At 45.5% G+C, this 14908-nt stretch carries 11 protein-coding genes; 8 read left to right on the top strand and 3 right to left on the bottom strand.

The window, feature by feature from the left end:
- Positions 1-541: 541 nt before the first annotated feature.
- Together QT973_RS21535 and QT973_RS21530 are read left to right on the top strand one after the other, a co-directional pair.
- Positions 542-1276: a phosphoadenylyl-sulfate reductase gene (locus QT973_RS21535; RefSeq protein ID WP_333058431.1), complete on the top strand. Its 735-nt coding sequence runs from the start codon at positions 542-544 to the stop codon at positions 1274-1276.
- A gap of 208 nt (positions 1277-1484) precedes the next feature.
- Positions 1485-2462: a class II fructose-bisphosphate aldolase gene (locus QT973_RS21530; RefSeq protein WP_333058433.1), complete on the top strand. Its 978-nt coding sequence runs from the start codon at positions 1485-1487 to the stop codon at positions 2460-2462.
- A gap of 147 nt (positions 2463-2609) precedes the next feature.
- On the opposite strand, the gene QT973_RS21525 is transcribed toward QT973_RS21530, so the two are convergent.
- Positions 2610-3449 (bottom strand): Uma2 family endonuclease, encoded by an 840-nt coding sequence (locus QT973_RS21525; protein ID WP_333057603.1) that lies wholly within the window; start codon positions 3447-3449, stop codon positions 2610-2612.
- A gap of 358 nt (positions 3450-3807) precedes the next feature.
- Here QT973_RS21525 and QT973_RS21520 point away from each other — a divergent pair, with 358 nt between their 5' ends.
- Entirely contained in the window at positions 3808-6018 is a 2211-nt protein-coding gene (locus QT973_RS21520; protein WP_333263541.1) for a Tex family protein, read from the top strand.
- 205 nt (positions 6019-6223) lie between these two features.
- On the opposite strand, the gene QT973_RS21515 is transcribed toward QT973_RS21520, so the two are convergent.
- Complete coding sequence (locus QT973_RS21515; protein ID WP_333057602.1) at positions 6224-7471, bottom strand: MFS transporter; 1248 nt, start codon at positions 7469-7471, stop codon at positions 6224-6226.
- A 532-nt stretch (positions 7472-8003) separates the two neighbouring features.
- Here QT973_RS21515 and QT973_RS21510 point away from each other — a divergent pair.
- Positions 8004-8576 (top strand): Uma2 family endonuclease, encoded by a 573-nt coding sequence (locus QT973_RS21510; RefSeq protein ID WP_333057601.1) that lies wholly within the window; start codon positions 8004-8006, stop codon positions 8574-8576.
- 317 nt (positions 8577-8893) lie between these two features.
- On the opposite strand, the gene QT973_RS21505 is transcribed toward QT973_RS21510, so the two are convergent.
- Positions 8894-9973 (bottom strand): PIN/TRAM domain-containing protein, encoded by a 1080-nt coding sequence (locus tag QT973_RS21505; RefSeq protein WP_333057600.1) that lies wholly within the window; start codon positions 9971-9973, stop codon positions 8894-8896.
- A gap of 375 nt (positions 9974-10348) precedes the next feature.
- Here QT973_RS21505 and hemW point away from each other — a divergent pair, with 375 nt between their 5' ends.
- From hemW to QT973_RS21485, 4 genes are all read left to right on the top strand, one after another.
- Positions 10349-11716, top strand: coding sequence for a radical SAM family heme chaperone HemW (hemW, locus tag QT973_RS21500; protein ID WP_333057599.1), 1368 nt, complete (start codon positions 10349-10351; stop codon positions 11714-11716).
- Between the two features lie 227 nt (positions 11717-11943).
- The gene (locus QT973_RS21495) at positions 11944-12162 is read left to right on the top strand and encodes a hypothetical protein (protein ID WP_333057597.1); all 219 of its coding nucleotides are present in this window, start codon (positions 11944-11946) and stop codon (positions 12160-12162) included.
- A gap of 155 nt (positions 12163-12317) precedes the next feature.
- Positions 12318-12590, top strand: a complete 273-nt coding sequence (locus QT973_RS21490) for a DUF1830 domain-containing protein (RefSeq protein ID WP_333057596.1) — start codon at positions 12318-12320, stop codon at positions 12588-12590.
- Between the two features lie 396 nt (positions 12591-12986).
- A complete protein-coding gene (locus QT973_RS21485) occupies positions 12987-14552 on the top strand; it encodes an FAD-binding oxidoreductase (RefSeq protein WP_333392133.1) in 1566 nt (521 codons plus the stop codon).
- Positions 14553-14908 lie beyond the last annotated feature (356 nt).

The raw sequence follows: 14908 nt of genomic DNA, 5'->3' as shown, positions 1-14908 counted from the left end.
CCGTCCAAAAAGGACGGGCGGGACGCCCATCCCACAATAACAATTAAAATTGTAAGTTATTTAATTCGCGATCCTTATTTAATTAATGAGACGAGTCAATTTTTCGGATTGTAACAATGACATTTAAATAATTTTATTGTGTGGGATTTATAATTGGGGGGCAAATTCAATGGATCGCGCGACAGTCCCATTTTACCCAGTAGAGGAGTTTTGGGTTCACCAAAACTTCTGCCAGTGGGCGATCGCCATCCTTGAGCTTGATTGTGGGCCCAGCCGAAAAGACTGCTGCAAGATGCGGCCAGTCGATTTTAGATTTTAGATTTTAGATTTTAGATTGACGAAATTGAAGAGATTGAAGAAAGCGACCTCACTGATAAACCCAGGGGGCTGGCGATGAGGATTCAAAGCTTTTTTTTCGCTTCACGGATGAATCCGGGGGCCCCGGACGACATTGCTGGATTGTCAAATTAGTCGGCGAGAGAGAGACGGCGATCGGCTATAATAAAGGGCTAGAGGAAAAGAACACCGAAAACCCGAAAATATGGTTGCCATCCAAAGAAATCTCAACATTGCCGCCCTAGAAGCAGAATACAGTCAAAAAACACCGCGAGACATTCTCAAATTTGCCCTAGAAAATTTTGACAATATCTCCATTTCTTTCAGCGGGGCTGAAGATGTAGTTTTGATCGATATTGCCTCAAAAATCACCAAGAATTTCCGCGTTTTCACCCTAGACACCGGACGATTACACTCGGAAACTTATCAGTTTTTGGATCGAGTCAGAAAACATTACGGCATTAAATTAGAAGTAATGTTTCCCGATGCAGCCGAAGTACAAGCCCTAGTAGAAGAAAAGGGATTGTTTAGTTTTTATCAAGACGGTCACAAAGAATGCTGTGGCGTGCGGAAAGTCAGGCCGCTGCGCCGCAAACTGAATACTCTCGATGCTTGGATTACCGGTCAGCGGAAAGACCAAAGTCCCAGTACCCGCAACGGTATTCCGGTTATTGAAGTTGACACTGCATTCTCAACTCCTGACCATGAATTAATTAAATTCAATCCCTTAGCAAACTGGTCTTCGGCAGAGGTTTGGGAATACATTCGCGCTTTGGATGTGCCTTACAACAAGTTGCACGAACGCGGTTTTGTAAGCATTGGTTGCGAACCTTGTACAAAGCCGGTATTGCCGAACCAACACGAACGCGAAGGTCGCTGGTGGTGGGAAGAAGCGACCGTAAAAGAATGCGGTTTGCACGCTGGTAACGCACAAACCTAGTAGTAAATCACTCAAGGAGTAAGGTGCGCTAGGCTTACCAAACAAATCGTAAGGTGCGCCCTTACGCACCTTACTCAAGAATCAATGCACTTCACATAAATCGTAGCCGAAGAATTCGCAATTAAAATAAACACAAATTAAGCTGAGCTGGGCCTAGAACTTTGATAGAATGATCGACATTCAGAAAAGTTTTTAAAGTAGGTACTATATGCTCGCGTCAACTAGGGAATTGCTGAACACGGCCTTGAGAAATGGTTATGCGATCGGCGCTTTTAACGTCTACAACCTCGAAGGAGTAAAAGCCGTCATCAATGCGGCAGAAGCGCTGCACAGTCCTGCTATACTGCAACTTCACCCCAGTGCCATCCAATACGGAAAATCGCCTTTAGTCGCGCTGTGCATGGAAGCGGCCCGCAAATCTTTAATGCCGATCGCAGTACACTTAGATCACAGCACCTCAGAAAAAGACATTCACCTCGCCCTAGCCGCCGGCATCAAATCAACTATGGCAGACGGTTCTTTTTTGCCCTACGAACAAAACTTAATATTTAGCCGGGAAATGACTAAATTATGCCACGCTAACGGTGCGGCAGTTGAAGCAGAAATCGGCAGAATTAGCGGCCGGGAAGAAGGTTTGACAATCGAGGAGAAAGCCGCAAGGATGACCGATCCGGTATCAGCCGTAGAGTTTATCAAAGAAACTAAGGTGGATTTTTTAGCCGTAACAATTGGTAACGTTCACGGCAAATATCTCAGCGAACCGAAACTCGATTTTCCACGTCTGGCCAAAATCCGCGCTGCTGTTTCAGTGCCGTTAGTGATGCACGGTGCTAGCGGTTTGCGGGAGTCAATGATTCATCAATGTATTAAATTGGGAGTCTCTAAATTTAATGTGAATACGGAAATTCGCGAAGCTTATATGGACGTGTTAAAAAGTAGCATTTCTGAGGCAGATCCGGATTTGTTGGAAATAATGGAAAAAGCTATCGATGCCATGCAATCGGTCATTTCTGACAAACTGCAACTTTTTGGTTCTGTCGGTAAAGCTTATTTGCATCATTCTCCCTACGCGGATGACTTAACCGCAAAGAGTACCAGCAACAAACACACAAGCCGCAACCAATCAAGTTTCGATCAAATCTTAAAGCCTGTGTATAGTGAGGCTTTCTGTCTTCTTGTGAAGTAAAAAAACTAAAGTCCTGACTGCGAACCAGCGATTAAAAGGGCGGGTTTTTGAGATTGTCAATTATGGGCAGATATTTTTCGTGAACCCGCCCGTACCGTATTAGGGGTAATCGACCGGACATAATATTAGTCAGGACTTCAGTCTTCTCTAACCGTTTAAAAATCGATCGGGATCGATGCCAGATTCCCGCAGCCGCCGAATTAAAGACTGCAATTGAGCTTCCGCTGACTCTGCCCGCTGCCGTTGCTGTTCCGCTTCAGTGAGAATCCAATTGCCATCAACATCATACCAGCGCAACCACAGTCGATCGACTCCCTGAAACTCTCCTTGCCACAAACCCAAGCCCAAACTTAGGTCAGGAATCCACACTCGCGACTCGGGCAATTCTAATTCTTGATAGTGTCCGCCCTTCAATTCAAACACTCGCAATTTGTTAGTATAGCGGCTGAAAACAGCATAAATAGGAACCCGCAAAATTTGCTCGTAAACCTCCCATTTTCTTGGCGGTTCATCCTTCCTCTCGGCATCCAAAACTTGCCCGTTACCGGCAGTGTTTCCCGACTGAGGTGGCAACTTTTCCTCATCGGTATTGTCGCCTAAATCTTCTTTTTCCGTTCCCGGCGAAAGCAGTTCTACAATTACAAAAGGATTCACACCTTCCTGCCAAGTAACATAACTCATCCGCAGTTCCGATCGATCGTAAAGTCGGGGAACTCCCACAACTCCAAACCAATCCGGCCGCTTGTGCCACAGAGTGTGCTGCACGTCATAATAAAGGTTCATGTCGGTGCCGCTAAATATCTCAGAAGCCGGATAATTCCGAGGCCGAAACGTCAGACTCAACAACTGCGGCTGCAAATCGTGAAATTCGTCAGGCAAACCAGGTTCATCCGGGTCTTCGCTGGGTAAATCGTACATCGTCGGCAGCGTTTCTCTGGGCGATCGCGGCGGATCGGTTTGCGGCACAGGATATTTAAAAGGAAACATATAATATTGAGAAATGACTCCATTTATGCTAACATCATGGGAACATCCCAATGATGCTTTCACAGGAGTGCAAGCCGGAGAGCTAGAAGCGAGAGATATCGGCTTTGCCGTGCGAGACGATCGCACTCCTAGAAAACGATTTTAACAAAATTGGGACAATCCCTTTTCTTGCTCTATTCTGTGAAGTTAATCTAAAATCTAAAATCTAAAATTGACCAAGAATTTGTTGATGGTACAAGCCCTTGAATTTATCCGTGGAATCAATCCAAAATCTAAAATCTAAAATCCTCACGCCCCCGAATTGATCTCGCGCAAGTCAATCCAAAATCTAAAATCGCCTGACCCGAAATTCTGCACTATGATCGACATTCCTCAACTGATTGCTCAAGAACTTTCCATCAATCTGTCTCAAGTCAATAATGCTCTGGAACTTTTCGCCGAGGGAGCAACTATTCCGTTTATTGCCCGCTACCGCAAAGAACGCACGGATTTGCTGAATGAAATTCAGTTGCGGGACATCTCCGATCGCTTCACCTATTTGACGGAAATTGAAGAGCGCAAAAAGTCTATTTTAGAGACGATTAGCTCTCTGGGGAAACTCACTGAAGAATTGCAAGCTAAAATCGAATCATGTTTGCAAAAAAACGAACTAGAAGACCTTTATCTGCCTTATAAACCCAAGCGACGGACGCGAGCGATAATTGCTAGGGAAAAAGGTTTGGAACCGCTGGCAAATTTTATCAAAAGTCTGAACTTGCCGACGGCTAAACCAGCAGACTTTGAGGCGGAAGCAGGTAAATATATTTCGGAAGAAAAGGGAGTGAAAACAGCAGAAGAAGCTCTCAAAGGTGCTGGGGATATTTTGGCGGAAGCGGTTTCGGAAAAAGCTGAATTGCGGGCTTATTTGCGAGAATTTTTGATGAAAACAGGAGTTTTTGTCTCTAAAATTAAAGAGGATTTCCCGGAAGGAAGCACTAAATTTGAAATGTACCGCAATTATCAAGTTGCAGCGAGAAGCGTTCAGTCGCACAATATGTTAGCGCTGTTTCGCGGGGAAACGGAAGGGGTTTTAGATTTGGAACTGGCTTTTGATGAATCCGCCGTGATGGCTTATTTGGAAAGTCAGGAAATTAGAACTAGGATACCAGAAGTTAAAGAGTTTTATCGATCGACTTTGAAGGATGCCTTCAACCGACTGATGAAGACTTCGTTAATCACGGAAGTACGATCGCACAACAAAGCAGTCGCTGATATCGAGTCCATCGCCACTTTTGAAACCAACCTGCGCGAGTTGCTGCTGTCGGCGCCGGCGGGAATGAAACCCACATTGGCGATCGATCCGGGATTTCGCACGGGGTGTAAAGTTTCCGCCCTCGATGAAACCGGGCAATTTTTAGAATATCAAGCAATTTTTCCCCACCAAGCGGCCGCTCAGCGACAACAAGCGGGTAAAATTGTCAAGCATTTAATTGAAAAATATAAAATTGAATTAATCGCGATCGGCAACGGTACAGCTTCCCGCGAAACAGACGAATTTGTTTCGGAAGTTTTGGCCCAAATGGAAAGAAAACCGATTAAAGTCATGGTGAATGAATCCGGTGCATCGATTTATTCAGCAAGCGAGGTGGCGATCGCCGAATTTCCCGATCTCGACATCACCGTCCGCGGCGCAGTCAGCATCGGACGACGCTTGCAAGATCCCCTCGCCGAACTCGTGAAAATCGACCCGAAATCAATAGGAGTCGGTCAATACCAGCACGATGTTGACCAAAAACTGCTCAAAAAGAAACTCGACGAAACTGTCGAAAGCTGCGTGAATTATGTCGGAGTTGACTTAAACACAGCCTCGAAAGAACTGCTAACATTTGTGTCAGGAATGACGGCAACAGTTGCCAAAAATATCGTCAATTACCGCAACGAAAATGGCGCGTTTAAAAATCGCCGCCAACTGCTGAAAGTTCCCAAACTCGGGCCAAAAGCTTTTGAACAAGCAGCCGGGTTTCTCCGCATTCGCGGCGGCGAAAACCCCCTGGACAATACAGCAGTTCATCCCGAAAGTTATCCTGTCGTGCAGGCGATCGCCAAGGATTTAGACTTGCCGCTGACTGGAATAACACAAATATCTGAAAAAATCAAGACTGTAAACATCAAGAAATATGTCACAGAGAAAGTCGGAGAACCAACACTCCGAGACATTATTTCGGAACTAGAAAAACCGGGAAGAGACCCGCGTGCCGAGTTTAAATATGCCACTTTCCAAGCAGGAATCAAAGAAATCTCCGATTTGCAAGTTGGGATGGAATTAGAAGGCATAATCACGAATGTAGCTAACTTTGGAGCCTTTGTTGATGTGGGAGTGCACCAAGATGGTTTGGTTCACGTTTCTCAATTAGCCGATCGCTTTGTAGATGACCCCAAACAGATTGTCAAAGTCGGACAAGTTGTGAAAGTGCGGGTTTTGGAGGTGAATGAGAAGTTAAAGCGGGTTAGTTTGACGATGAAGTTGCAAGAAAAACCGCAACCGCAAAATGGCAATAGTGCGAGGCTTCCGGCCCCGCGCCGACGTTGAAACTTTGGGGGAAAGGTGAAATACTCACCGGCCTGAAGGCGCGGTGAGTATTTCAAAAGTCTGGAACTCTCATAAATGCGTGAAATGAAATTCGTCTGAAAGGGCTAACCCAAGCGTATTGCTCTATAGATGCTCTACAACAGAACAGTGAGCGCAATGATTTGAGCAGTATTAATGTATGCAACATTGCTTTGGGCAACAGTCGCTAACCCCGTAATCGAGAGGGGACTTCCTGCCAGAATAGTGGGACTGCGATCGAACCAATTATCAACTGAATGCCACCAAAGATAGCGAGAGAAGGCCCAAATCCAAAGCGCAGTAGCTCTCCAAATACGAGACTGCCTACACCAAATCCAGTAAAGAGAGTAAATACTTTCAGTCCCATCGTTTGCCCCAAATTGTTGTCATCTCCGAGATCGGTCACAATTCCGACAAACAACGGTTGAGTCAGGTCATACCCTAAAGACAAAATAAGAACTGCGATCGTCGTTCCCAGTGGCGGAATCTCAAAAATCATTGCAATCCCAGCCACAGCAGCCATTACCAACCCTGCTGGAACGAGCCAACGCCGTCCCCACCGATCGACGGCTTGACCAATGAAAGAACTTAGCAATAAACCGGGAATGCCGTACCCAAGAATGTTTAAACCAATGCTCAAGGCATCCATACCGTACCGTTGCGATAAATACAACCCTAGCCATGTATATACCCCAGAGTGGTAAATACCATTCCACAGAACATAAGCATATGTACGCTGCCCCCGAAAGGTTGCTAATATCTGGCTGTATCCCCTAAAGATTTGGCGAATAGGCGGTAATTTGGTGACTTTTGGTGTATCAAATAAAGAACCGTAAGGATGAAGGCGCCAAAGCACAACAGCAGCAAGCAAAGCAGTACCTAGAAAGAGCACTCGCCAACCTACAAATGGCTCAAGAATCGCTCCCCCCGCAGAGCCTGCTGCCATTCCCCCTTCCATTGCTGCAAACACCAATCCTAGCTTGGCACCTCGCCGATCGAACGGGAATAAATCGCCAATTAAGGCGAAGGTAAGGGGAATCACACCACTTGCTCCAATCCCGGTTAATAGCCGCCAGGTTGCCATCTGCGAAGCATTTTGGGCCGTGGCAGTTAAAGCGGTGAAAATGACAAAAAGAGCAAGCGAGATGCGAATAATAGACCATCGACCAAAGCGATCGGACAGGAGGCCGAAGAATAATGCCATCAGTGCATAGGACAGCATATAGGCTGGAACGATAAAGCCGATTTCCTGAACCGGAACATTAAAAACTTCAGCCAAACGTGGAATCAGGGGAGCAATCATGTACCCCTGTAGAAAAATTAGCCCCGCAGCGATCGAAAGCCAGGAAAACAGGTCTTTATGCTGCTTTAGGCGAATCGCGGTATCGGCTGGTTCGGTATGGGGGTGATTAAAAGATTCTTTTAGTTTCGGCATGAATTTGGGAGATTTCAACTCATATCACATTTCACGGACGACTAAAATCTGAGAACTTAGCTGGAGTGCCAACGCCGACAGCCAAGGGCGATGGACTGGTGAAAGCTTGGAGTACCTTCTCAACTCTGGAGGTTACAAATTTTGTAGGTAAGGTGTGGAATTTAGCCCTTAATGTCAGGATACCTTGATAAATGTCATGATTTATACAAAAATAGTATATTTAGATACAGAATTTCTTATAAGACTTATTAGTTCAGGTTATCAGCAAAGCTAGGATTTACGCATTGACAGAAATTTTTTAATCCCACAAAGTGGTTTGTTTGATGGCTGTGCGATCGCATTCAATTTCCCCATGAATCGAATGTGTGGCGAGAAAACCTACACATTAAACAATACGCTGGGGATAAGAATAATCTGATTTCCTTTCACAAGTTTGCAACTCTCATAAATGCGTGAAATGAAATTCGTCTGAAAGCGCTAACCCAAGCGTATTGGGCTATAATTGTGTAATCCTCACCAACCTTAAAATTATATGGTTGCAAGTAAAAGCGACACCTACGTCTCTCCTGAAGATTATTTAGCAGGCGAGAAAGTCAGTCCGATCAAACACGAGTACAGACAAGGTGAAATCTATGCAATGGCAGGGGCAAGCAAAGCTCATGTCATCATTAGTGTAAATGCAGCAACTTTGTTGAGAAACCATCTTCGGGGAAGTGGCTGCATAACTTACATGGCAGACATGAAAGTTCGGAATGAGACATCAAATTTCTATTACTATCCCGATGTAGCGGTGAGTTGCGATGAACGGGACAGAAATACTGCTGAAGATTTCATTATCTACCCGCGCTTAATTGTGGAAGTTTTATCGCCAACAACAGCGGCTTTTGACAGAGGTGAAAAGTTTGCCGATTACCGTACTTCCGAAAGTTTGCAAGAGTATGTATTAATCAATCAAGAAAGAGTTAGTGTAGAGTGTTTTCGCCGGAATGCAGAGGGTTTGTGGGTGCTTTATCCTTACAGTCAAGGACAAGAAGTTCAGTTTGCTAGCGTGAATTTTAGCTGTGCGATCGAGACATTGTATGAAGATGCGATCGGGATTGGTTGATTTTAATTACTCTAGAATCACTGATATTGATACGATTGAACCGCGAAGACGCTAAGGACGCGTTCGGCGAAGCCGTTCCCGTAGGGTAGGAAGAGAAAAGAAGAAGAAGCTGGTAATTGCTATTTTTTCTTGCTGGCTTTCCAAGTGCCACCGTAGAAGTAAAAAGGATTGTTTTTACTTACCGATTCCCAACATTTAAGACACAAAAAAAACCACTGCCCCGACTCGTCATACCGGGCGCGGTAGAGAGTCGGGGCAGATTGGGAACAGCGATCGCAATATTTGATTCTGATTGCCCTGGCCATTGTTACTCAGTTTTAAACAATAACGGATTCTTGAGGACGGGCGAATATCATGCGGCCGGCGCTGGTTTGCAGGGCGCTGGTGACTACGACTCTGGCTTCGCCACCGACATAGCTGCTGCCGGCTTCTACGACAACCATTGTGCCGTCATCCAAGTAACCGATTCCCTGAGAGGGTTCTTTGCCTTCTTTGCGGATTTTTAGTTCGATCGTATCTCCCGGCAAATAAGTCGGGCGCACCGCATGAGTCAAATCGTTGATATTCAAAACCGGCAGTTTTTGGACGGTAGCTACTTTCGATAAGTTGTAATCGTTGGTGAGCAAAATGCCGTCGATATCTAAAGCAAATCGGACTAATTTTGCATCGACTGTGGCAATATCTTCGTAGTCTGCCGAGTGAATTTGAATGCGTTCTGGATATGTTTCTTTGATGCGGTTGAGTACATCTAAGCCGCGGCGTCCGCGCACTCGCTTTTGATCGTTGGCGGAATCAGCTACCAGTTGCAGTTCTTGGAGCACGAATTGGGGCACGATAATTTGACCTTCGAGGAAACCTGTTTCTAGCAAGTTTTCAATTCTGCCGTCAATAATGCAGCTAGTATCGACAACTTTGGCAGTGGCTGGTTTGAAAGTACCTTCGGCTAGCAACACCGTGTCAAAGCTTTTGGGGTTGATCAGTCGCAAGAAAGCGCGGCCGTGGGTGTCTGTCAAACTGACCCCTGTGAAGCCGAACATGACGCTACCCAAGACTGCGACTAAAGGTTTGATGAAGCCGAACTCGCGGGGTATGGGCAGCAGGAACAGCGGAGCCAGCATTAAGTTTGCTACTAGCAGTCCGATGATTAAGCCGATCGCCCGCGTCAGCAGCATCTCCACCGGCATATCGCGGACTTGTTTTTCTAGGCGGCGATAGGTTGTTTGAGCCACTAATCCCATCACGAAGCCGATTAATGCTCCAAAGGAACCTAGTACAGAACTTAAGCCTTGTATATTTGTAACTTGCAGCAGCAGATTGCTCGGCAGGAGTTCGACTCCGTAATAGCCGATGCCTCCGCCTGCGATTATGAATGAGATTATTATGATTGCGTCTAGCATTAGTTCTAGGTTAATGAATTTATGCCTATTATATCTTTCTAGTGCTGATACTTGTTTTCATGCTTTGGTCGGATATCGCTATATTTGCTGAGGGATTTTTATAAACTTATATTTACCCGTTGTACCCTTTGGGGGATGTGCCAGGGAGCCGATCGGGATTTAGCGCGCCCCGCCGCCAGCAGGCACGAGGTGCGAATAGACCGCGATGCGGGCTGTTGGGGAATTTTGGCAGATCAAAACGGGTACGAGGTTAAATTAAAAGAGCCGATGGTTCGCACCCCTTTTTTTGTCAGAAAATGTCATAATATACATAATTATTCATGATTGTTTAATTAAAACTTTAGATTTGAAGTGGCGCTTTCGGCTTGAGATATAATGAACCCTCCCACAGATTATTTAACATTTGAATTAAAAAAAAGTGTGCAAGCGGCAAATTCCGGCATTCCTAGTTCGGCTTACCTGCATATACCTTTTTGTCGCCGCCGCTGTTACTACTGCGATTTTCCGGTTTTTGTGGTGGGCGATCGCAAAAATGGCGAGAATTCCGGCACCATAGTCCAATACGTTGCTGTACTGTGTCAAGAAATTCAAGAAACTAAAAATTTAGGCGCATCTCTCAAAACAGTTTTTTTTGGTGGCGGCACGCCTTCGCTGCTTTCTGTCAGTCAGTTGAGCAATATTTTAGAGACTCTCGACGGCAAATTTGGGATTGCTGCTGAGGCGGAAATTTCTATAGAAATAGACCCGGGTACGTTTACTTTAGAACAGTTGCGGGGATATGCAGCGGCGGGAGTAAATCGAGTGAGTTTGGGAGTGCAAGCTTTTCAAGATGAATTGCTGCAAGCTTGCGGGCGATCGCACTCTGTCGCTGATATTTTTGAAGCAGTGGAAATAGTGCGATCGGCTGGTATTGTCAATTTCAGTTTAGACCTGATTTCGGGACTGCCGCACCAAACTTTAGAAAACTGGGAAGCTTCCCTGAAATCGGCGGTGGAAATTAACCCGACTCACCTGTCGAGTTACGACTTAATTGTTGAGCCCTTAACTGCTTTCGGGCGCTACTTTGAAGCAGGCGCGCAGCCGCTACCAGCAGATGAAACCGCTGCTGGAATGTACCGTTTAGCGCAGGAAATTCTGACCGGCGCTGGCTACGAACATTACGAAATTTCTAATTACGCCCGCGATGGCTATCAGTGCCGCCACAACCGCGTTTATTGGGAAAATCGCCCTTATTACGGTTTGGGAATGGGGGCGGCGAGTTACGTGGAAGGCCGGAGGTTGACTAGACCTCGCAAAACTCAAGAATATTATCAGTGGGTGCGATCGATCTCTCGCCTCAATTCCCCTGCTACTCCTCGAATTGGGGGGGAAACCCAGCCAGATATTTACCCAGCAATTGAGCCAAGTTTTCCAGTCTCAGAAAATGACGTTTTGTTAGAAACGCTGATGCTAGGTTTGCGTTTAGCAGAAGGAGTTAGCCTGTCGGCGCTGACTGAAAAGTTTAGTCAGCAAACGGTTGATAAAATTTGGCGTTGTTTGCAGCCCTACTGGCGACAAGGATTGGTGGAAATTATGACGGATGATAGGGCGATTCCCTACGGGATAGCTCCGCTTCACGCAACTTTAGGCGATGCCGCGAAACTGCCGCTTTCGGGCAATTTGAGGTTGAGCGATCCCGAAGGTTTTTTATTTTCTAATACAATTTTAGCCGATTTGTTCAGCAAGTTAGGCGAGGATAATTAGCTCTGTCTCAGGAAGTATATCCCCCGGCAAGCGCGATCGACCCTAAAGCCGTGGCCGCCAATGCGATCGAAAGGAAATTCAATTGCTCCCTAGCTCGATCATCTCAAAAATAATATATTTTATATCGATCCCTAAACAAATCTTAAAGGTGAACTAAGCCTTGAGATAGACGCCACGACTGCACTCCAGCCGTCATACTTAAGACTGAACATTTAAAAAGTAATTTAATGAACACTTTAACTATCGAGCGCAACCAAACCCAAAAGCAGCCCAGCCTTGTAATTAGCGAGCGCGGGTGCAATCCGGCTTCCAAGTGTAATTTTTGCGGTCACTACCAACAGGCAAGAGGTTCTGTCGGTCACTGTCAATTGTTGAATGCACCTGTTAAGGGAGGATGGAAATCTTGCACTTTAGCAATGCCGACTTTTGCACCTTCTTGGGAATAGGGGGAAGGCGCTGATGTTTTCCCGGAGAAATTTATTAATTAACCCAAAAAATGTATAAAAAATGTATAAAAAATTCTGTTTTAACTGGGAATATGCTATAATAAGCTTAGGTCTTTTGCCACTCGCTCGCACCATTGCACAAACAAGTTAAAAAGATGAATTTGACACTAAATCAGGTAATTTCCGAAGGTCATACGCGCATTTTGTGTTGGTATCTTAATAATACTAGCAAAGTGCAAATCGCTCGCATTACAAATATTCCTAATTGGTATTTTGAGCGGACGGTTTTTCCGGGAGAGCGTTTTTTGTTTGAAGCGTTGCCGGAAGCTCAATTAGAAGTTTGCAGGAGTGCGGATACGGGTGGTATAGTGTGCGAGCGAATTTTGTGCGATCGGCTGCGAGTTGAAGAATTAAGTACGGCTGATTGAAGATAATTCCCCAGACTTACCAACGAGAGGTAGAAACCCGGTTTTTTTTCAGAAACCGGGTTTCTTTGTATGATTATAAAAACTCGGTTCGCGATCGCACTCCCAACCTCATAAACCCGGTTGATTCCTAGATTTCTCGTTACTAAGCCCAAAATTCGTAGAAACTCACATCTTGCACCATTCTCGCTTAACAGGCTTTCCGGCCTGTTCCACAAGAAAATCTACTCTTTGTGGAACAGGCCGGAAAGCCTGTTCCTAAAAAGCTTATTGACAAGGGTGCAACCTCTTAGTATAAACCGGGATTCTCGCCACCCCATGCGTCAGCCCTGAAACTGTCGGAAATGTGGATCTAAGCTAAATTATAAAAAATCCACCACTCTTCAATCCTAAAACCCGATGTCCCTCACCGAACAAATCCTCTCCCAAATGCCAGGAGACGCCCTCACAGGCCTGAGAAAAGTCGATCGACTCTGGGAAAACCTCAAACAAAACACCGCACCAGCAGCCCAAGCAGTCAAACACAGCCAACAACCCCTCGAAACCCTCGACTTCGACATAGTTATCGGCGGCGGAACCCTAGGAATATTAATCGGTACAGCCTTAGCCGTGCGGGGTTGGCGAGTAGCCTTGATAGAACGCGGCACCCTGCGAGGCCGCGATCAAGAATGGAACATTTCTCGCAAAGAATTAGACGCATTCTTAGAACTAAATTTGCTCTCTGTTGAAGAGATAGAAAAAGCCATAGCCACCGAATACAACCCAGCCCGCATCAGCTTTGCCAACACCCCCGACATCTGGGTGCGCGACGTACTCAACATCGGAATAGACCCAGTTTACCTCCTAGAAATTCTCAAGCAGCGATTCCTACAAGCAGGAGGAAAGCTATTTGAAAATATACCATTTAAAACAGCAACCATTCACCCGGATGGAGTCTTAGTAGAATCTGCAAATACCGATACACCACCTGCTACAAATTTATTTAAAACCCGATTATTATTAGATGCAATGGGACACTTTTCGCCCATTGTCCGCCAAGCTAGACAAGGGAAAAAACCCGACGCCGTATGTTTAGTAGTCGGCAGTTGCGCTCAAGGATACCCCAAAAACGACACCGGCGACATATTTGCATCCTTCACCCCAATGCAAAATCAGTGCCAATATTTTTGGGAAGCATTTCCAGCCAGAGACGGCCGCACCACCTACTTATTTACCTACATAGACGCCGACACAGAAAGATTCAGTTTAGAAACATTATTTGAAGAGTATTTGCGCTTGCTTCCCCAATATCAAAACGTCGAACTCGAACAGTTAAAATTCCAAAGAGCACTCTACGGATTTTTTCCCTGCTATCGCCAAAGTCCTCTAAAAACGCCTTGGAATCGCCTACTCCCAGTCGGAGACAGCAGCGGTAGCCAATCTCCCCTCAGCTTCGGCGGTTTCGGCGCAATGGTGCGTCACCTCAAACGCTTGACTTTAGGAATTGACGAAGCTTTGACAAGCGACAGTCTCGACAAAAATTCCCTCGCACTTTTGCAACCCTACCAGCCGAATCTATCTGTCACCTGGTTGTTTCAGCGTTCGATGAGTGCTGCGATGAATCAGAAAATAGACCCAAATCAAATCAATCAACTTTTGGCTGCCGTATTTCAGGTTATGGAAGAGTTGGGAGAACCGGTACTCAAACCGTTTCTTCAAGATATCGTGCTGTTTCCGGCTTTGTCCCAAACTCTGTTTAAAACAGCAATTAGCCATCCCGGATTAGTTATGAAAATTATCCCGCAGGTAGGAATAACTAATTTGCTCGATTGGATGGTTCATTATGTAAATTTAGGAATTTATACGGGATTGCAGCCTTTGGGGAAAGCCGTAGAACCGCAGGTAAAAAATTTAGCGCCGGAGCAGCAATACTATTTTCACCGATTAGTTGAAGCGTGGCAATATGGCGCTGGAGGCGATTATTAATTGATTAATTGTGGCACGGGCATCTTGCTAGTGGCAAATATATGAACAGGCTTTCCGGCCTGTTCCACAACACAAGATAATTTATTGATTAATTAATTAATTGTGGCACGGGCATCTTGCCCGTGGCAAATATAGGAACAGGCAAGATGCCTGTTCCACAACACAAGATAATTTATTGATTAATTAACTGTGGCACGGGCATCTTGCCCGTGGCAAATATATGAACAGGCAAGATGCCTGTTCCACAACACAAGATAATTTATTGATTAAGTAATTAATTGTGGCACGGGCATCTTGCCCGTGGCTAATATCTGAACAGGCAAGATGCCTGTTCCACAACATAATATAATTTATTG

Source organism: Microcoleus sp. Z1_A1 (genome assembly GCF_036700305.1).
Taxonomy (GTDB): domain Bacteria; phylum Cyanobacteriota; class Cyanobacteriia; order Cyanobacteriales; family Microcoleaceae; genus Microcoleus.
The sequence above is the reverse complement of the archived record's forward strand: the minus strand, read 5'-3'. Positions and strand labels throughout refer to the sequence as shown.